The sequence below is a fragment of the Butyrivibrio sp. FCS014 genome (genome assembly GCF_000526935.1).
In the GTDB taxonomy this organism is placed as follows: Bacteria; Bacillota; Clostridia; order Lachnospirales; family Lachnospiraceae; genus Butyrivibrio.
Genome location: NZ_JAHA01000006.1, coordinates 482933 through 503514, shown reverse-complemented (window position 1 = coordinate 503514; position 20582 = coordinate 482933). Strand labels below are relative to the sequence as shown.

Annotated in this window: 12 protein-coding genes; all 12 read right to left on the bottom strand. The window is 47.8% G+C overall.

What is annotated here, in order from left to right:
- Positions 1-12 precede the first annotated feature (12 nt).
- Positions 13-2736, bottom strand: coding sequence for a GH36-type glycosyl hydrolase domain-containing protein (locus T456_RS0105990; RefSeq protein WP_024865373.1), 2724 nt, complete (start codon positions 2734-2736; stop codon positions 13-15).
- 48 nt (positions 2737-2784) lie between these two features.
- Positions 2785-5190, bottom strand: a complete 2406-nt coding sequence (locus tag T456_RS0105985; RefSeq protein WP_024865372.1) for a glycoside hydrolase family 3 protein — start codon at positions 5188-5190, stop codon at positions 2785-2787.
- Between the two features lie 107 nt (positions 5191-5297).
- Positions 5298-7199, bottom strand: a complete 1902-nt coding sequence (locus T456_RS0105980) for a PcfJ domain-containing protein (RefSeq protein ID WP_024865371.1) — start codon at positions 7197-7199, stop codon at positions 5298-5300.
- 484 nt (positions 7200-7683) lie between these two features.
- Positions 7684-8073, bottom strand: a complete 390-nt coding sequence (locus T456_RS0105970; RefSeq protein WP_024865369.1) for a response regulator — start codon at positions 8071-8073, stop codon at positions 7684-7686.
- A gap of 63 nt (positions 8074-8136) precedes the next feature.
- Complete coding sequence (locus tag T456_RS0105965) at positions 8137-8637, bottom strand: CinA family protein (RefSeq protein ID WP_024865368.1); 501 nt, start codon at positions 8635-8637, stop codon at positions 8137-8139.
- Positions 8630-11875: a carbamoyl-phosphate synthase large subunit gene (gene carB / locus T456_RS0105960; protein WP_024865367.1), complete on the bottom strand. Its 3246-nt coding sequence runs from the start codon at positions 11873-11875 to the stop codon at positions 8630-8632. The genes T456_RS0105965 and carB overlap by 8 nt, the downstream gene beginning before the upstream one ends.
- Positions 11876-11993: 118 nt before the next feature.
- Complete coding sequence (locus tag T456_RS0105955; protein WP_024865366.1) at positions 11994-12758, bottom strand: hypothetical protein; 765 nt, start codon at positions 12756-12758, stop codon at positions 11994-11996.
- A gap of 190 nt (positions 12759-12948) precedes the next feature.
- Entirely contained in the window at positions 12949-13716 is a 768-nt protein-coding gene (locus T456_RS0105950; protein ID WP_024865365.1) for a DUF4097 family beta strand repeat-containing protein, read from the bottom strand.
- Positions 13717-13720: 4 nt separating this feature from the next.
- The gene (locus T456_RS0105945; protein WP_024865364.1) at positions 13721-14707 is read right to left on the bottom strand and encodes a permease prefix domain 1-containing protein; all 987 of its coding nucleotides are present in this window, start codon (positions 14705-14707) and stop codon (positions 13721-13723) included.
- On the bottom strand, positions 14694-15044 hold the full coding sequence (locus T456_RS0105940) for a PadR family transcriptional regulator (RefSeq protein ID WP_024865363.1): 351 nt from the start codon (positions 15042-15044) through the stop codon (positions 14694-14696). The genes T456_RS0105945 and T456_RS0105940 overlap by 14 nt, the downstream gene beginning before the upstream one ends.
- A gap of 245 nt (positions 15045-15289) precedes the next feature.
- Positions 15290-16165 carry a hypothetical protein gene (locus T456_RS0105935; protein WP_024865362.1) on the bottom strand — a complete coding sequence of 292 codons (876 nt, stop codon included), beginning with the start codon at positions 16163-16165 and terminating at the stop codon, positions 15290-15292.
- A 136-nt stretch (positions 16166-16301) separates the two neighbouring features.
- Entirely contained in the window at positions 16302-20582 is a 4281-nt protein-coding gene (locus T456_RS0105930; protein WP_024865361.1) for a hybrid sensor histidine kinase/response regulator, read from the bottom strand.

Sequence of the window (20582 nt, the reverse complement as noted above, 5' to 3'; positions counted from 1 at the left end):
CCACAGTTCTTTTTACAGATATACTTCAAGTCTGTGATTTTCAGTGGTCCAACTGTCTATTCTGCTTGCGGGAACGCAGGCTGCATTCCTCTGATAGCCTGTGGCGTTTTCGCCGTCCACGATGAAGCGGCTTATCTCATACTCGCCAAAGGTCTTCCTGCCGGTGTTCTTAAACACAACCTCGAAGGTCTTGCCTCTGAAGGGAAGTGTTATGGAAGCCTCGCCCTTTTCATCGAACTGCTGGGGAAGGAGCTTGGGCTCAATATAAAGGTCTCCTGCATTTCCTCTTACACCAAAGTTCTCTGTAACAACGGTCATAAGATACCAGCTGGCAGCGCCTGTAAGGTAGTTGTAAAGGCCTCTTCCCTCGCTGTTGAAGTACTCGGGTACTCCGGGATAGATGCGGCTCACATCAAAGTTCATGGATGCCCTGTAAAGGGTATTAAGAGCCTTGAAGCCCTCTTTTGCAAAGCCCCTCTTATACAGTGCATTGCCGAACATAACTGCCATATGGGAAAAGACTGCTCCGTTTTCCTTATCACCATAGGAGAAACCGAACATTCTTCCAAGATCTGTTCGAAGCTCCTTAAAGTCTGTATTAAGGCGATATCCGCCGATGCCCTCGTTGTAGAGGTACTTGTCTGCACTGGCGATGATCTTCTTTACGCACTCCTTCTTGGCTGTGCCGGACATTACGGAGAATACCTGGCCTGTGAGCATCATTCTGATGTTCTTGCCCTCTTCGGTATCGAACTCTCCCTCAACCCTGCGGCCGAAATCGTCGTAGTAGCCGTTGAACCAGCCGTTGCCTTCTGAATCGGTAACCCACTCGTTCTCCCTGATCTTGTTCATCAGGAAGTCTGCCTTGTGATCAAGAGCTGTTGCGATCTCCTCGATCTTAAACTCTGCTCTTGCAGGTTCGATAGCGTGGCTTACTCTGTCCATGTATCCCCCAAGAAGTGATCTTCTTGCCTCGGGAGAATCAAGGAGCTTAGGATGTTCAGCAAAGATCAGCTCCCTTATTTCAGGTGTCAGAAGGCAGGTATCAAGGCCGGTCTTGGTCTTGTATATTCTGAGATAGGTGGCGATGTCCTTTAAGTTCCCCGCATAGCCGCAGGTAAAGGCAACGCTCTCACCCTTGTGGGTTGCCATGTCAAGAGCATCGTTCCAGTCCGCGCCGCGAAGTCTGATCTCTCCGTTGTCTCCCACATCAAAGAAGGCTGTGAGATTCTCAATAAGAAGATGCTCAAGAACGGTTCCTCTGTATATGTTTCCGTCTTCATCCTTCTGAATTACGCCGTAGTCGTCGTTGTACTTACTGTCTCTTTTCTCTGCTCTGTGAACCAGGCTGTCCTTGAAATAGGTGGCCTCCTCGCTGAGGATCTCCAGATCTCCTGTCTGGTCCATGTAGAGCTTAAGTGTAAGGAAGGGCCAGAAGCCGTGGTCCATCCACACTCTGGGGATTCCGTTTCTGTCTGCCTTGAACTCGCCGGGCTTGTCACCGATGATGGTGGCGTTGGTGCCGTCAAGTCTCACGCCCCCGAAGTTGTCCAGGATCATCTTCCTTACTCCGCTGGGATCCGTAAGAAGAAGCGCGAGGCAGTCCTGCCAGAGATCTCTCCATCCTCTTCCGCCCCGGCCGTAGTCGTGGTGAGGAAGGAAGGAGCATCCGTAAATTCTTCGCAGCTGGGGCTGGAATGCGATCCACTCCATGAAGCTGTCAAAGTCAGCATCTCCGGTCTTTACATGTATATTGGTAAGATTGTTCCAGTAATCTTTGATATCTTCAAAGGTCTTCTTAGCACCTGCCGCATCGGTTATGACCTTAAGGGCAGCCGCCATATCTTTTTCCGGCTCTGTGGTAGCACCGATGGCAAGAAGGAATTCCTTACTCTCACCGGCCTTTAAGGTGGTCTTCTCAAACTTCAGGGCTCCGATCATCTCTTTGCCGTCAACCTTAAAGGGCGCTTTTTTCCAGGAACTGCTCCTGTCCTTGCCGCAAAGAAGGCTTCTGGGACGAAGGAAAGTTCCGCCCTCTCCGATGAAGAGGTCTGCATCCGCGATGATCTCTGAAGGTGCGCCGCCCTTGTCATCTGAGCCAAGAACGTAGTAAGTGGTGTCGTTTATCTGATGTCCTCTCTCGTCAAAAGACAAAGTGGGCTTAACCACTACGCCTCTTTCAAGGACTTCACCTCTGTTAAGGAGCGAGGTCACGTGCCTGTGGTCCCTTAAGTTATCTGCACTTCTGGCATAAATGGGGATTGCTGCCACAGGGGTAAAAGAAATATCGCTGTCCGAACTGTTGGTGATCTTAACCGTCATGATCTCGCAGGATTCATCAAGAAGTGAGAACAGAGAAACCTGTGCTGTGATTCTGCCGCTGTTGTGCTTTCTTGTAACGGTCTGCCACATACGGCCGCCGGCAAGCTCAACCGCGTCCTCTCTGTCTGTAAATCTCGCTGCCTCCTGATCTGCGGAAGCACCGCAGGCTGACCACAGCTCATCTCCCATTACCACAAAGAAGTTTCTTGTGTCCCTGTCTGCATGGAGGTTGGATATGCTCTTGGGGGCAATCAGAAAGTGGTTCTGGTCCAGTTTGGCATCGCCGCCAAAGTCCGGGGAAACCGCACTTCTAAGTCCTGTATTTCCGGCAACCGGAAGATAGAGTCCGCTGGTATGCTGTGGATTCTTCATGGAAAAAGATCCGTGATCATCTGTAAATTTGTATCCGCTCATGTCTGTGTCCTTTGTAGTATGTGTGTATTAACGGTTCAAAATTCCTGATCAGTCAAACTTCAGGATAGTGTTTAAAATGTGCTCGGCGCAGGGCTCAAGGTCTGCTCTTGTAAGAGCGCCCATCTCCATTGCCTTCTTAAGTCTGTCGGGGAAGCCGCAGGCCATCTTAAGATCGTTGCCTGCCTTAACCTCCTTGTAGTGCTCGCCTCTGGTCCACCAGTCTGAGGTAACCATGCCCTTATAGCCCCACTCATCACGAAGGATTCCGGTAAGAAGGTCTCTTGACTCGGAAGCTCTCTCTCCGTTGATGGCATTGTAGGAGGACATGATGGTGTAAGGTTCGCATTCATGTACGATCATCTCGAATGCCTTGAGGTATATCTCACGCATAGCTCTCTCTGAAACTCTGGAGTCGCTGTGCTTTCTGTTGGTCTCCTTGTTGTTGCAGGCAAAGTGCTTAACGCTGGCGCCCACTCTGTTTCTCTGGATTCCGCGAACCATGGCTGCTGCCATGCGGCCTGTAAGGTAAGGATCCTCTGAGTAGTACTCGAAGTTTCTGCCGCACATGGGATTTCTGTGGATGTTGATGGCAGGTGTGAGCCATACGCAAAGGTTGTTCTCTTTAAGCTCCTCGCCGCCTGCAAAGCCGATCTCCTCGGCGATCTCTCTGTTCCAGGTGCAGGCGATAAGGGTTGAGCAGGGGAATGCTGTTGTAAGGATTCCGGTCTCGGGAGCGAGACGTACACCTGCAGGGCCGTCTGCTGTTACCGCATTGGGAACTCCGTACTCAGGCATGTTGCCCATTCCGAATACATTTCCAACACCTGTGTTGGGCTGTCCGCCTACCAGGTGGATAAGCTCGTCGTCTGAAAGCTGAGCCATAAATTCTTTTACCGTAAGTTTGCCTTCTGAAACCTCGAAGAAGTTCCTTGCACCCTCCTTGAAGGGCTTTGTGAGATAATGCATGCCTCTTGCCCTCTCGATGGGAGTAAGGGCCTCTTCTGTTCCGGGCTCGAGCTTTTCAAATATGCACTCGTTGATGTCCTTGTGCTGACCTAAAGGAAGCTCCTCGTAGCTTCCGTCGCAGAGCATTCTCTTTTTGAGCTCCACGGGAGCAAGCTTATGTGTAAGCTGACATACTGTGATGTCCTTGTCGTTGTTCCATGCAAAATCAACCTTCACCGCATCTCTTACGTTGCTTCCGATGAAGAATTCGTAAGTTCCTGCCTCGAGAACATAAGCTGCCTCCTGAACCTTTCCAAGGTCATCGTAGGAAGCCATTGTATAGCGGCTTACGCAGAGAGTAAGCTCCTGTGATGCACCGGGTGCAAGGTCAAGAGCCTTTGCAAAATCCCCAAGAGCTCTTGCAGGCTTTCCAAGCTTGCCTGCAGGTGCACCGTAGTAGAGCTGAACCACATCCTTGCCGGGTCTGTTTCCTGTGTTGGTAACTTTAACAGTAAACTCGAAGCCATCCTCTGTCTCTTTTGCCCCTGTTACAGCTGTCTCAAAAGAGCTGTAGGAGAGTCCGTAGCCGAAGGGATAGATAACCTTCTCTTTAGCTCCGGGAATGGTCTCGAAATATCTGTAGCCAACGTAAATGTCCTCTGTGTACTCAACGAAATCAAAGGACTCGTGGTAGTTCTCTGTGGAAGGATAGTCCTCAAGCTTACCTGCAAAGGTATCCACCAGTCTTCCGGAAGGATTGATGATGCCAAGAAGTGCCTCTGCTGCGGCATCTCCGCCTTCCATTCCGCCCTGTCCGATATAGAGAGCGGCATTTATCTTCTCATTATTTATGAAGCTGCAGTCGATGACTCCGCCGATATTGAGAACGACAATGATCTTCTTGAAGTTCTGCTTGGCAGTTTCAAGAAGTTTCTTCTCGTTGGCGGAAAGATAGAAGTCCCCGTCAGGGAAAATCTGTGCTGAAAAGGCGGGCATGCTGGTCTCGCCGGGCCATGGGTTGAACTCCCTGTTGCACTCGATGCTGCTGCGATCCCATCCCTCGCCTGAAAATCTGTTTATCATGAAAAGAGCAGTATCGGAAAACTCCGCTGCCTCTTTGACTAAATCGTCAGAAAGCTCGGGTTCTGCGGTCATGCCGGGCACTCGTCCAAGCTTATACTGCTCCCCTATCTCTTCTTTATAGAATGTGGCCAGTTTCTCGAAAACGCTGACACCACGGGCCTTGAGACCATCGTATACGGAGTGGATGTACTTGCAGTACACATCTCCGGATCCGCCGCCTCCCTTGACGTATTCTACCGATGCCTTGCCCAGAAGCACCAGATTTGTATCTTTATTAAGAGGAAGAGTTCCGTCATTCTTAAGAAGTACGATTCCCTCCTCAGCTGCCTTTCTTGAAATATCAATGTGTCCCTTGCTGCCGGTCACACGCCCCTCTTCATAAAGGGGAAGGTTCGGCTGAAAATTAAGTCTTGCCCATTTTTGCATAAAAAATCCACCTCCATTATCGCTTCCATAATTGTACCATCAAAGTACCGGCGTGAAAGGGTAATTTTTCTGTGAAGGTGGTTTTTTTATACTTTATTTATGAATATTCATATAGCTGCGTCTATAGCGAAGTTGTGCTCACTGGCATATTGCTTTATGAAGGCTCTGATGCCTGCGTCCCGATTAAGGCTGTCGGCAAAGCCGTAGCACTGACGTATCCTGCCGCCCCGCTCCTCTATGGTTATCAGGGGCTTGTCAGGTTTTGTGTTGTCCCGAAGAAACAGTATCCTGCATTCCTTTCTGGCCATAGCCTCAATATAGCCGCCGTGGCCCACGCAGTGGTGAAGGATCCTGCCTTCACGGATGATGTCAGTGGCATCCTTTGGCATTATTATTGAGTAATCCTTCCCGTAATACTCTATGTCTTTTGCCTCATGTTCTTTTCTTGAGATTATGTCCTTGTCGCACTCTGAGATGGTCTTATTTCTGGATAAGATTCCCACTATCTCACCCAGTTTATTGTGCATGTCATGGATCTTAGAGGGTTTGATATTGATGGGAGCATCTCCGAATGCAGCAATTTCCTGCCTTATGGGATCATCCTCTCGCATGTTCTCCATATAGGCCAGATAGCTTCGTCTCATCCTCAGGTAGTCTCTGTACTCAATGCTAAGCCTATATCTCTTTTCCCCGCTGTACTTCTCTATGGAGCAGATGGTGTTTGCTCCAAGACACAGATCAAGCCTTATCTGACGCGCGTCGTCCCTGTAGCATTCGAAGTAGCTGTTATAAGCCCAGTTCATGAATAAAGAGACAGCATATATGCGCTTTTGAATGTCGGGATAATACCGGATGAACCCGGCGTCCTTCATGTTCCGGCCAAATTCTTCAAGGTCATCGGTAAGATCGATTCCCTTAAAAAACTTAAGCTGCGGTCCGGTGACTCCCAGAAGCTCCGGAAGGGATCTTTGGCTGTCCCTTGTCTTTCCGCTGTATATACTTTCCAGAAGCCGGTGATACACAGGGCTCCCGGATTTTGCAGCCTGTTCTGCCGACAGGAAGCCCGCCTGGGCAAGGAGACTTCCGTATACTATCATATCAGGGTTGAGGCACCTGCCATGTACCGCATTTTCCGCAAACTGCTCCCCGAAGGTTCCCGTAAACAATTCCCTGTCTACAAGCCTTTCCCGAAGGTCCGTTTCAAGTTCAAAGTCTTTGGCAATTTCCTCCCTCTGCCACATTCCCGTCACTGCATTCTTTACAAAGTAATAGGCTTCTGTCGCATCAAAGTACACCCTTGTCTGTTCCTTAAAGTTCAGATAGCGACAGCTCTTTTCCCCGGTGACAACCACAAGATTTCTTGTAAGCCTCACGGCGCTGTGGTCCTTGTGACTTCTTCCGTAGAGTTCGTGGAGGATCAGCTTTGGGACAGAAGCAAAGGATTCATGGCGCATCTGCGCCCGGGCAGACGCCGATGCTTCATGGGGCAGCGGCTTTTGAGGGGAATGAAGAATTGCTCCGTCTTCCCGGCTTTTTATGTAGATTTCAAGGAACGGTTTGAATCCGAATTTTGGGTATCTGGTTTTTACATAGGGGAGAGTTCGAAGGATGGCCCACTTGTTTGAGATTTCCACTTTATCCCTGAACATATCAAAGAGCTTCCCGCAGAAGTAGTCATTGCTCTTTGCCGTGATGTCTTTGGCCTTATCACCGGTCAGGGTCTGCGGCGTAACTATCTCATAGACGCGGGTTCTGCTCTCTTTGACAATGATGTTTCTGTGGAATACATACCTGTAGTTCTCGCATGGCTTTCCGCTGATCATGGAGAAGCTGCGATATACCAGCCGGTCACCGATTATGGTGGCATATATGTAGTTGTTCTCCGCTCTCTCTGCTTCCGCCATTAGCTTCCCGGGGATGTCTTCGTCGAATCCAAGCTCTTCCCAGGTGGGTTCTATGTCCCTGAACAAGCAGGTGAAGCTTTCTTTTTCAATTGTCATCTCGGACATAAGGGCAATCTCCTCCTTATGAGTTTATCATAGGACGAATTGCCGGAAGAAACCATTAACCGCAGGTTTAGGTCCGATTGAGTCCATTGGATAATGAATTTAAAGAGACAGAAAAGTTATATCGTGCCGTATATCCGCCGGATGTCATGGACATGTTTTGGAAAAAAGATGGAACCATATCATCTGCTGCATTTGCTGATCCTAAAGGACTATCTGTCGATCGCGTGAATTACAGAACTGATTCTGAAGTCATTTCAGACATGAAAAAGAGATTTACCGGAAACATCGTATCTGTATATGTAAAAAACTGTTACGACGCAGGTGCAATAGTCCGATATCTTCCCTCAAAAAAGAATCAGTACCACAGTGAAATCCACGGTAGTACTGATACTCCTTTATTATCAAAATATCAACGCAGGTTCCTTGCCCAACGGGCAGTAACCGTATGTTAGAACTACATTGTTCCGGAAGTTAATGAAAGCCGTCACGACGACGGCTTTCTTAATTGCTCTATATACTGTCTGAGCTGGCCTTCCCAGTCTACGTTGTCTGAGAAGTACAGCGTCCCGAAGATCTCAGGATAGCTGTAATTCTGGTTGGAGCAGATGATTATGGGTACGTCCCACTTCTCTTTAAGAGCAATCTCCACAAGCTTATCTCCGCACTTCTCTTCGTCGGCTCCCCGGGTCGGCGGATACCACATGTCGGTGATAACAAGATCGTAGGGGTTTCCGGAGGCTATCGACTCCTTGTATGCGGATATGCCTTCATCAAGATATCCCACACGGTCTATGTCCGTAATCCTGCAGCTTTCCAGGACATCTCTGATCTTGCGATGCTTGATTGGTGTATCTTCAATGTTCAGTACTCTCATGAAACCTCCATATCTAATCAAATCAACGTAATCCCATTCCCACATGCTTCATGTATCTATTCTTCATGCATCCGTGCCCAGCTCTTCCATAAGGGCATCTGCAATTACATCTGCCATATAGAGCTTGTAGTCAAGCCTCGAGGACTGGCCGGGGACTTTACTGAAGTGCTCCTCTGTCCCGTATCTTGTGGCGATGGCAAAGTACACCTCTCCGGGAACGCTGTCCTCATTATTTGGATCAATATTTCCAAAGCTTCCTGTAACACCAATTCCTATATCAGCATCGTAGAAGTTTCTGCAGGCCATCGCCATTTCCGAAGCCGTTTCCCCGGAATAGACTCCGAATTTGTTGATCACATCGACGCTGACTCCGCACCTTATCTTGGCTTCATTGCTGTATGTGACAAAAGCTCCCTTCATTATGGCCGAAGAGCCTTCGGTATCCGTAATAAGGGATGCTATCTGTCCTGAAGTACAGCTCTCCATTGTGGTAATGGAGAGCTGCTTGCTTATCAGGGTATTTGTTATTCTTGTGTATTTCTCACGAACCGTATTTTCAAGCATTGTGATATTCCTGAAGGGATTTGATGTTGCCGCAGCCCTTCTCAAGAACCTCTTTGATTCCCTCTGCGGCTGCCTTGCCGGCTGCTACTGTGGTGATGTAAGGGATGCGGGCCTTGATGGCTGCTCTTCTGAGGTAACCGTCGTCGTGGGCTGCCCTGCGGCCGATAGGTGTATTGATAACCAGCTGTACTTCGCCGTTCTTGATAACATCCTCTACGTTGGGTCTTCCGCCCTCGTAATTCTTCATTATCTTCTTAGCTTCAATTCCGGCCTCGGTGATAAGCTCATGGGTTCTGCCTGTTGCATAGATCTTGAAGCCGCTGTCGGCAAAGCTCTTTGCAAGCTCAGCTGCATGTGGCTTATCTGCGGTATTAAGAGAGATAAGCACTGCTCCCTTGAGAGGAAGAGCCATGCCTGCTGCCTCTTCTGCCTTGAAGAAGGCTTCACCGGGAGTCTTGGCAAGACCAAGAACCTCACCTGTTGAACGCATCTCGGGTCCGAGAACAGGATCAACTTCAGGGAACATATTGAAGGGGAACACTGCCTCTTTTACTCCGTAGTACTCAGGCTCGGTGGTCTTCTTGTTCTCTATAAGCTCAGGTACAGGTGACTTTCTGCCTGTAAGCTCTGAGGTAATGATGTCTGTAGCAATGGGCACCATCTTGATGCCGCAAACCTTGGAAACCAGCGGAACTGTCCTGGATGCACGGGGATTGGCTTCAAGAACGTATACAGTGCCGTTCTCAATGGCGTACTGCATGTTCATAAGTCCCACAACGTTCATCTCTACAGCGATCTTCCTGGTGTACTCCTCGATGGTCTCAAGGTGCTCCTTGGAGATGTGCTTGGAAGGTATGATGCAGGCTGAGTCTCCTGAGTGAATACCTGCAAGCTCGATATGCTCCATAACAGCGGGAACAAAAGCATGGGTTCCGTCGCTGATGGCATCTGCCTCGCACTCAAGGGCATTCTGCAGGAATCTGTCTATAAGGATGGGCCTGTCGGGAGTTACGCCAACGGCGGCTCTCATGTAGCCCTCCATGCTCTCTTCGTCTCTTACTATCTCCATGCCGCGGCCGCCAAGAACGAAGGAAGGACGAACCATTACAGGATATCCGATCCTTGCTGCTATCTCCTTGGCTGTCTCTACATCTGAAGCCATACCTGCCTCAGCCATGGGGATTCCAAGCTTCTCCATCATGAGACGGAACTGATCTCTGTCCTCGGCAAGGTCGATAACTTCGGGAGTTGTGCCAAGGATGTTGACACCCTCTTCTTTAAGCTTGGCTGCCAGGTTAAGAGGCGTCTGTCCGCCAAACTGAGCGATAACTCCAAGAGGTTTCTCCTTGCGGTAGATCTGAAGAACATCCTCAAGAGTAAGGGGCTCGAAGTAGAGCTTGTCTGAGGTGTCATAATCCGTTGATACTGTCTCGGGATTGCAGTTTACAATAATGGTCTCAAAGCCCAGCTTCTTGAGTGCTATGGCTGCATGTACGCAGCAGTAGTCAAACTCGATGCCCTGACCGATCCTGTTGGGACCGCCGCCAAGGATCATGATCTTCTTAGCATCAGCTGCGCTGCCTGCATCGGGATTCTCAAGAGAAGCATCCTTCTTATAAGTAGAATAGTAGTAAGCGCTGCCATCGGTTCCGTATACGTGAACGCCGTCCCACTTCTCAGATAGGCCTGCATCCTCTCTGGCTTTTCTGATATCATCCTCGGAAACACCGAGCATCTTTGCAAGATATCTGTCGGAGAAACCGTCCTCCTTGGCCTTGATAAGAGCATCTGCAGAAGGTACGCTTCCCTTGCTCTCATCAATGAGCTGCTGCTCTTCGTCTACCAGTTCCTTCATCTGCTCAAGGAAGTAGTGCTTAACCTTGGTGATCTCATGGAGTTCTTCTACGGTAGCGCCCTTCTTCATGGCTTCATACATAAGGAAGTAACGCTCGGAGGAAGCTTCGTTGATCCTGATGAGAAGATCTTTTTTGTCCATCTTCTCGAATTTCTCGATTCCGCCCAGACCGTAACGGTCCTTCTCAAGGGAGCGGATTGCCTTCTGGAAGGCTTCCTTGAAGTTCTTGCCAATACTCATGACTTCGCCTACGGCACGCATCTGGGTACCGAGCTTGTCCTGTACGCCATGGAACTTCTCAAAGGCCCAGCGTGCAAACTTAACAACAACGTAATCTCCGTTTGGAACGTACTTATCCAGAGTTCCGAACTTGGAATCGGGAAGCTCTGCAAGGGTAAGACCTGTAGCAAGCTTGGCTGAAACAAGAGCAATGGGGAAACCTGTTGCCTTACTTGCAAGGGCTGATGATCTAGATGTTCTGGGATTGATTTCAATGACTATGATACGTCCGCTCTTGGGATCATGAGCGAACTGAACGTTGGTGCCTCCGATGACACCGATATGTTCAACTATCTTGTAGGCCTGACGCTGAAGCTCCTTCTGGAGGTCCTCGTCAATGGTAAGCATGGGAGCGGTGCAGAAAGAATCACCGGTATGAACTCCCACAGGATCTACATTTTCAATAAAGCAGACTGTGATCATGTTGTTGTCCTTGTCACGAACAACTTCAAGCTCCAGTTCTTCCCATCCAAGGATAGATTCCTCAACCAGTACCTGGTGGATGATGGAAGCCTGAAGGCCTCTTGAACAAACAGTCTGCAGCTCTTCTTTGTTATATACGAGGCCGCCGCCGGCGCCTCCCATGGTATATGCGGGACGAAGAACAACGGGATAGCCAAGGATATCGGCTTCCTCAAGAGCTTCCTCAACGCTGTAGACAGCCTTGGACCTGGCCATCTCTATGCCCAGCATATTCATTGTATTCTTGAACTCGGTCCTGTCCTCGCCTCGTTCAATGGCGTCTACCTGAACGCCTATAACCTTAACATTATATTTATCGAGAACACCAGCTTTATAAAGCTCGGCACAAAGGTTAAGTCCTGACTGTCCGCCAAGATTCGGCAGAAGTGCATCGGGTCTCTCCTTCTCAATGACAGCGGTCACTCTCTCCACGTTAAGCGGTTCGATGTAAGTCTTATCCGCCATTTCGGGATCTGTCATGATGGTCGCGGGATTGGAATTAACCAGTACGATTTCATATCCAAGACTTCTTAAAGCCTTGCAGGCCTGAGTTCCGGAATAGTCGAACTCACATGCCTGTCCGATGACAATTGGCCCCGACCCAATTATCAGTACCTTGTGAATATCTGTTCTCTGTGCCATGGTGCTCCCCTTTCAACTCTGTTCAATTTTTCTTCAAAACATTCTACCACAAAAAATGTTCTGTACAAAGGAAAATGATTGCACCAAAAAGTATATTTTTGAAGGGGCGGATTTACGCTTATTGTCCCAGTCTTGATTCGGGAAGCTTCACTGCATCTTCCCCTCCGAACTGATATTTTGTAACCTTAAGCTTGTTGGCCTTCACATAATCTGCGATCACAAGAGCATATTCTTTGTCCCTGGTCTCATCATCGGAAGCTATCTCAACGTACCGGTCATAGTACTCACCGAAAAGATCCTTGGCATCCTCATCGGTAAAGGCTTCATCCATGGTACCTACAGGTGAGTAGGAAGCGTTTTCTCCTTCACCGAATCGCTCAAGATGGATTATTCCGGGGCAATGTCCGCCGGATACGGCCACCAGGGTATCATCCTGCTTCTCAAATTCCCAAAGATAATAGTCGCCGTAGAGAAGAATGTCCTCAGGGTTATCCTCATCAATATCAACTATCTTCGCATAAGGGATAAGCACGTGGTCAACGTCGCTTACCCTGTTATACTCAAAGGCAAGATAGTCGTAGGCTGCTGCCTCCAAAGGGTCATAGCCAAGGTCCGCCAGAACCATGTTATAGGAAAACATGGGAAGAAAGTCTTCCCTATTATGATGTGCCTGCTCATGCTGCTGTGCCTGTTCGTCTGGCTGTTCCTGCCCCTGCGTGTTTTCCAAAGTTTCAGTAGTTTCTTCCGCGGCAGTTTCCTCCTGCGCCGTCTCTTCCAAAATCGTCCCCGATAAAGCATTACTCTCAGTAACATCACCTGCTGCGCAGGCCGTTGATCCAAGCGCCATTGCAGTTACAAGTGCAAACAACAGATTCTTTCTCATTTCTTTTCCCCTATAAAAACATCGTTTTCCGTGGCCGGGACCTCCCCGGCATTTATACAAGTTTAACATGTTAAATGCACTCAATTTGTAAAGAATATCTAAAAACAAAAGAAAAAAAGGAGCCCGCCAAAGCAGGTATAAGACCTGCCCTGACGGGCCATATATGGAATCCCACTTACGAAAAGAGGGCTTAGTTAACATCAATATTGCCCATAGCCACGTTTAGTGTGATCTCCTTATCTCCCTTAACAGAATATTTATCTCCTTTGTCATCACCATCAATGTTAACACGTCCAAGATCGCATTTTGCGGTGATGGCATAGTCGTCAACATCACCTTCAACATTAACCTGGATGTCTCCCATGTCGCAGTTTGCTTTCAGCTTGTCAAACTTACATTCCCTGATCTTGCAAGCGCCCATGTCGTTGTCTGCCTCAATGGTGTCTGCTGCAGTATCCGCAATATCAAGATCTCCCATGCTCATGTCAACTTCAAGCTTCTTACAGATAAGGCCGCTTATCTTAAGATTCCCCATATCAAGATCCGCCTCAACTCTCTCAAACTTATCAGAAGAAGGAACCGTCACTGTAAGCTGGCTCTTGTATTTGCTAAGATCAATGCCCTTGACCTTAACCTTCTTTGTCTGCTTGATATAAAGCTTACCGTCCTCAACCTTCACCTCGGGGGTAAGATCGCTGTGACCCTCAAAGTTTACATTAAGATCACTTCCTTCAATAATGGTCACATCTCCGAAGGCCATGTTTATATCAAGCTTATCTACATTCTCATAACTTTCGGAAAAAGATATATCTTTTCCCTCGGAGGATTTATCAGAGCCGGAGCCCAGAGAAATAATTGGCTTATCAAAGAAGCTTAAACCGCCTCCCACATGCATGTATGTTCCTGCAATGATGCAGATAATGGTAACAAGTCCAAGTACAGGCATAAAGTATTTCATGATATCACTCCTCTCTTGCACCCCAGATGTTCCAGATAACTGTCTTGGCTATGGCTGCAACAGGCCAGATGATCCAGGTGATGTGCCAGTCGAAGGTCAAAAAGCTCCAGATGAGATATACGCAGGTTATAATGGTCCAGTAGGATTTCATGAAGCCTGCGATCCCGGGATTTATGTAGCTGTCAGGCATATCCTGGCCCTTTCTGTAGGAGCCGGATACGGTGTGCGCGTCATTGAGGGCAAGAAGCTTGTTGATAGCTGTCTCTCTTCCGCCGGCAAAAATGATCATCATTACGCCGATTCCAACGAAGACGAATATAAGAGCGGGTCCGATACCCTCTGTAAACACAAAGTTCTTGAAAAGAGAACTGAATAAGATAACAGGAACGACGCTCAGGATGCACAGTGCAATGCCTATTGTCAAAAGAAGCGCCTTGTCTGCTCTGTGGGCTTCCTTCTCAAGCTTGAGCTGATTGGCTGTTGCGTAATCGATGCAGCAAAGCTGCTCATCCAGATATTTCCACTTGCTCATATTGATGCTGGTAAAAACTATAATACCTACGCCTGCTGCTATCATCAGGAAGAAGAAAGCAACTCCGATGACTTCGAAAGCTCCGATCCTGGCCATCGATGTGATAATTATACTCATGGGTGAAAAGATAAGGAGCATAACCCCAAGGCCAATCCAGAACCTGTGCTGGCTGTACTGCTGAACATACTCTTCCGCTTCCTCTGAAGGGATCTGATTCCTGTCAACATAGGTGTATTCCTGGAGCATCTGTCCGATTCCGATGGACTCTGCCACTTCATCAAGATTGCCAAACTCTGAGATCACGATCCCGACAGCCTCGTTCTCGGGCTTGCCCTCTGCGATAAGCTCGTTGTACTTGTCCTCCATCATTGTATAAAGTTCCTCTTTGGCCTTAAGCACCTCTACGGTGTTAGGCAGACTTGCAAACATTGATTCAAGATAATTCTTAAGAGTTTCCATTTTCCCCTCCTTCAGTTATAAAGTGCTCTATAACTTCCTTAGTAAGATTCCATTCCTCACATTTTTCGCGGTAATAACTGCGCCCTTGATCCGTTATCCTGTAATAGGTTCTCTTCTTGCCGCTCTCTGAATTCTGTGTATAGGATTCGATGTATCCGTTCTTCTCCATTCTGGTGAAGGCCGAGTATAGTGTGGTCTCCTTGATCAGATACTTCTCCTCGGATATGCTCTTTATCTTCTTGGATATCTCATATCCGTATGACGGTGAATCCAGAAGCAGGAAAAGGATTATGGTGTCGTTATAACCTCGGATTACATCACTGCTTATCTCGCCCATTCCTTCATCCTTTCTTGTGGCTGTGTCATCAGTATGTTTTCTCCGAAACCGTAATGCGCATTTACGATTGTCGGTGCAACGTCTGTCGTACTACTACTGTCGTACTTCATCTGTCGTAGTAAATATACCACGACAGTCGTACTATGTCAATAGGGGTATCACGACTTCCTTTCATTAGGACAAAAGACCCCGGAGTTCGCATAAACTCCGGGGTTTAACTGTTTTATTCCATTATTGATCAGGAATCAGAAAAGAATTATTGAAGGAATATAGGCAGCAAAACCTGATTTGAAAGCCACTTTACTCTTCCCTGTCTTGAGATCGCATACATTTAGCACAGTCCTGCCCCAGGATGAAAAAAAGGCTGTAGTATACGTCACATAGGCAAATTCGGTATTATCGGAGGATATGGAAATCATTTCCGCCTGATTATCCAGTTTCTTCAGATAAGTCTCTTCTCCGGTTTCAAGGTCGAGCTTATATAAAATCGAATTATATTCACGGCCAAGTCTTGTGAAGATTATAAACTTTTCGTCATTTGAAAGTGCATAAGTATGGACATTGGACGCTATGATCCCGCCACTGACTTTTTTACCGACTTCTCTTGTTATGAGATTCCAGTCACTTATATAGAACATGGTCTTCCCATCTCCGGTAATCATTGGTTCTTTCAGGCCTGTGGGTTTTTCTATTACTTTTGACTCTCCGCTTGAAAGGTCATATAACACAATTCCATTATCTTTATCACCATAACATACAGTAGACAGGTCGGAAGTAGCGGATATTCTCTGTTCTTCAATATTAGCAACCTGTGTGATCTTTGTGAGTGACTTTTCTTTTAAGTTGTAAGTTGCAACATAGCTGTCTGTTCCCGGTCCTTCACCATAGACTCCAAGTACTGTGTCATCATCAACCTTTGTCATGAAGCGCAGATATATATCATCCACTTTCTTTGTACCGCTGAATCTTTTCTGATAAAGCTCGCCATGTTCAAATTGTCCGTTGCTATCGCTGACTCTTTTGGTATATAAAAATCCGTCACTTGATCCTGCTCCACAGGCAGCTGTTCCAAGCGTCAGAAGACATATTATTACTGAGATAACTATTTTGTTTCTTATCATAATCAAACCTCACAAAAATCCATTCTTAAGTGAGAATGATATCACAAAAGCTGATGCTTTGCACGTAAAAAGGACCGCCAACGCGCTGATCATCACCATCTTCGCGAAAGCGGTCCTTACAGTATTATCTAAATATTTATAGCAGTTCTTCTATTCCGTCCCAGTCGATGTTCTTAAGAAGTCTTCCAATCTCTTTGATTTTCTTTTCATCCTCCGGCGGAAGCCTGTATTCCTTCAGTTCGCCCAGCACCATCTCCACAGCGTCGTAGTCCATCTGGGGAACGAATTCCTTGATGGCATCATAGGCATTGGCAAGATCTGCTTCCGAGATGGGGATCCTGTCATCATCCTCAGGCTCCTCCTTGATCCTTGAGAGCTTGTCCTTGTAGGCTCTGTACATGGAAAGAAGTGTTCCCGTAGAGCTCTCGATCTTTGCAATATCGCCGTTGTTGCCTGCTGCCTCAAGCTCCTCCGCCAGCTTTGAAAGCTGCATTGCTCCCATGATCCTCGCGGTACTCTTTAGGGCATGTACCTTGATGGTGTAGAGCTTGTAATCCTTATCCTCAAAGGCCTTCTCAATTTCCTCCGACTTCTCGTCCATGGTGTCATAGAAGGCATTCACAAATTTAATGAACTGGGCAGGCATTCCCGTGTACTTAAGGCCCTCCGACACATTCAGGCCCTCAACGTCATAGAGCCATCTCTCACTCTCGGGAAGAGCTATCTCCTCTTCCTTGGCCGCTGCCTCTTTTGCCGCCTGTTCTTCGTCCACATCCTGAACGATATCCTCCGGCAGGTAATACCGAAGTGCTGCCTCAAGCTGACTTGCATCAACAGGCTTGGAGAGGTAATCCGTAAATCCTGCCTTTACATAGAAATCCACGCCGCCGTTCATAACATTAGCGGTAAGGGCTATGACGATAAGGTCCGGGAACTTCTCCCTGATATGTGAAAGGGTCTCCACACCGTCCATCTCAGGCATCATATGGTCAAGAAGAACGATATGATAGGACTCTTCATCCAGTTTTTTAAGGCACTCTTTTCCGCTGGTCACAAGGGTGAGCTTCAGCTTCAAGTGCTTAAGAAGTCCCTTGATGACCTGAAGGTTCATCTCGTTGTCGTCAACAACCAGCACTTTTGCATCAGGAGCAATAAACGGCGGAACGTACTTGCTAAGGGCCGGACCTTCAACCTCCTCGGTAAAGGTACCGATAGGCTCCTTATTTACCACCTTCTGGGTAATTGTGAAAAAGAATGTGGAGCCTTCGCCGTAGGTACTGCTGCACTCAAGGTTTCCGCCCATAAGCTCCACGTACTGCCTTGAGATATCAAGGCCAAGTCCCGTGCCCTGAATGCCGCTGTTCTTAACCTCCTCAAGTCTCTTGAAGGCGGTAAAGAGCTTGTCCATATCCTCGGGCTTGATGCCGATGCCGGTGTCCTTAACTGCAAAGTATATCCTTGAAGCATCCCCCGCCGTCAGCATATTTTTTACAATAAGAGTAAAGCCGCCCTTGTCGGTATATTTCACGGCATTGGTCAGAAGGTTTAAAAGTATCTCCCTGAGCTTGTTGCAGTCTCCGTAAAGAGTCTTCGGAAGGGTCTCATCAATCTCGGTAGAAAAGGTAAGGTCCTTCTGGTTGCTTCTTACCCTTATCATCATGGTGAGAGACTTAAGCAGATCCTCAACGCTGTACTCCTGCTCCACCAGCTCCATCTTTCCGGATTCTATTTTAGACAGATCCAGAAGTTCATTGATAAGGCTCAAAAGAGATTCCGATGCAATCTTGATGTTTCTGGAATAGCCCTTTACGTTTTGGACATATTCCTCGGGATCTGAGGTGTCTGCTTCTCTTGCTATCATCTCATTCATGCCCATGATGGTATTGATAGGTGTCCTAATCTCATGGGACATATTTGCAAGGAATCTGGACTTAGCTGTGTTGGCTCTCTCCGCATCCTCCTTTGCTGCTCTTATCTGCTCGTACTGCCTGCTTATGATGGTGATATGCATAAGCCGCCATACTAAAAGCGCCATAAGACCCATGGCAACCAAAATGAACATCACCCTGAAGGCCGCATACTCATAGAAGGCCTTTTCCTTGTTGATGTTTATGGCAAACTCCTTCATGGATGTACCCCGGGCATCCTGGATGTCCATTACAAATCTGTATTTGCCGCCGGGAAGGTTCGTATAGCTTATGGTGTTAAACTCTGTCCTCTTGGCTGTGTACTTAGTGGTATCAAAGCCCTCAAGATAATAGGTTATGTACGGATTCATCAAAGAATATGTGAAAACATATCCCGTGATATCCACCTTCTTGGCATCGCTGGGGATTTTATACACACCATCTCCATCCGCATAGACAAAGTTTCCGTCCGCTTCGATATAGGGAACATCGACCTTGAGGGAGCTCACATCTTCAAAGGGCTGATTGATATTGACCTTGGCAACACCGGTACTTCCCGCAATATACAGATCACCGTTCCCGTTGATTTCGCTGTAGGAGTTTGCTGTTGCGATGCAGGGAAGGCCGTTTGTGGAATCATAGAAATCGTAGTCGTAGCTGTCTGCATTGCTAAGAAGCTGCTTGTCGGGAACCACATATATTCCGTTGCTGCTAAGGATCCAGGCCTGTCCGAATCTGTCAAAAAAAATATCGAAGTTGTTGGAATAGGGGAAGTTCCTCAGAATCGTAGGTTTTAAGTCCTTATCCAGATAGCCGATGGAGTTACTTAATACTATCCAGTTGATATCGGGTCTCTTGGGATCCTGCTTGATCCTCATGACAATATCCGACGCCAGACCGTCGTCTGTACCGATGTGGGATATTCCGGTATCGCTAATAACATAGATGCCGTCTCCGTCTGAGCCAACCAGGATCTTGCCGTCCTGCGTTTCAGTTACGGACAGGATTTCGGTATTGATGATGCCGTCTTCTTCGTCGTATCTGTCTACAATCTTTCCACCTCTTAAGATGACAACTCCGCCTATACTTCCGACAATAATGTCTCCGTTGGAGCGCTCGTAAACGATCCTTACCCTGTTGGAAGGAAGGCCGTCATCTTCCGTATAGCAGATGACCTTGCTTCCGGTAAAGCATATGAGACCATACTTGCTGTAGGTAGACATCCAGAGGTTGTTCTTCTTGTCCTTTATTATGGATCTTACAGTGACGCCCTTTAGCATCTCCAGAAGATTCTTTGCTATGATGGGTTTACCTGATGCAGTGACCGCCTCTGTAATTGCTATCCTGGAAGCCGCTGAATCTTTTCCCAGAACAATAAGACCGCCGTTCTTGTTGCCGATAAAGAGCTTGTTGTCGTAAAGACAAGTGGATGTAACGATGGTGGGTTCAAGGTTGTACTGCCTTGTAAGATCCGTGAACTGGTTGAAGGCGACCTTCATGACACCCTGCTTGGAGGAGATAAACCAGAGATTCCCCTGGTAATCGGTCATCATATCCTCGAGGGAATTTCTGAATTCAAGGTTGTCGTAGTAATGGATGGAATCATCGGAAACGGACCCGATGCCGTTGTCGGCGCAGACCCAGAGCCTGCCCTGCTCCATCCTGAGTGCATTGATATACTCAAGGCGCTTTAAGTTATAAGATTTTTCTGAGGTAAAAGACTTTTCGAATCTGCCGTAGTATACCTCGGAGCCCTGGGTTCCAAGGTAGGCATAGCCGGGATTTGCGGGATCCGGAAGGATTGCATGGGCGATTTCGCTAAAGCCAAGGCTATTTGCAGGATAAATTTCAAAAAGCTCCATCCCCTTTACGGTAAAGACGGTTCCATCCTTGGTAAGGCCGTAGATAAGCCCTTCCGGGCCCTTGGCCAATCTGTGGATGTACTCATCCTTGATCTGTGGTATATCCGGAACCGTGATATTCATGTCAGTGTCCATTATGCACAGGCCGCCGGTGGTGGCAATATAGATCTTTCCGTCGTCTCCCTCAACAATGGAGCGAACGGACAGTGCGGGAAGCCCGTCATGTTTGCCGAACATCTTAAGGTCGCCCTTTGTCATAAGGGCGAGGCCGCTGTCATTGGTCCCTATCCAGAGCCTTTGCTTTGAATCAACAAAGAGGCTTACAACGCTGGCAATTCCCGAGGCCGAATTGATCCTGACAAAGTTGTAGCCGTCGAATCTGATAAGGCCGCTGTAGGAGCCGATCCATATAAAGCCGTCATCGGTTTCCGCAATGGCGTTGGCTTCGGATGTGGGCAGACCGTTCTTGTTGTCATAGACAACGGTGGTGTATTTGCCGCTGTTGCTGGCAAGGCTGTCGGATAAATCCGTATCAGGACCGCTCTCTGCTGCCGCTGCAGCCAAAGAAGGCCCTGTAAGGGCACCTATCCCCAGACATAATATAAGTGCAAGCCGCACTGTTTTTTCAAGTGCATTTCTGATTATCAT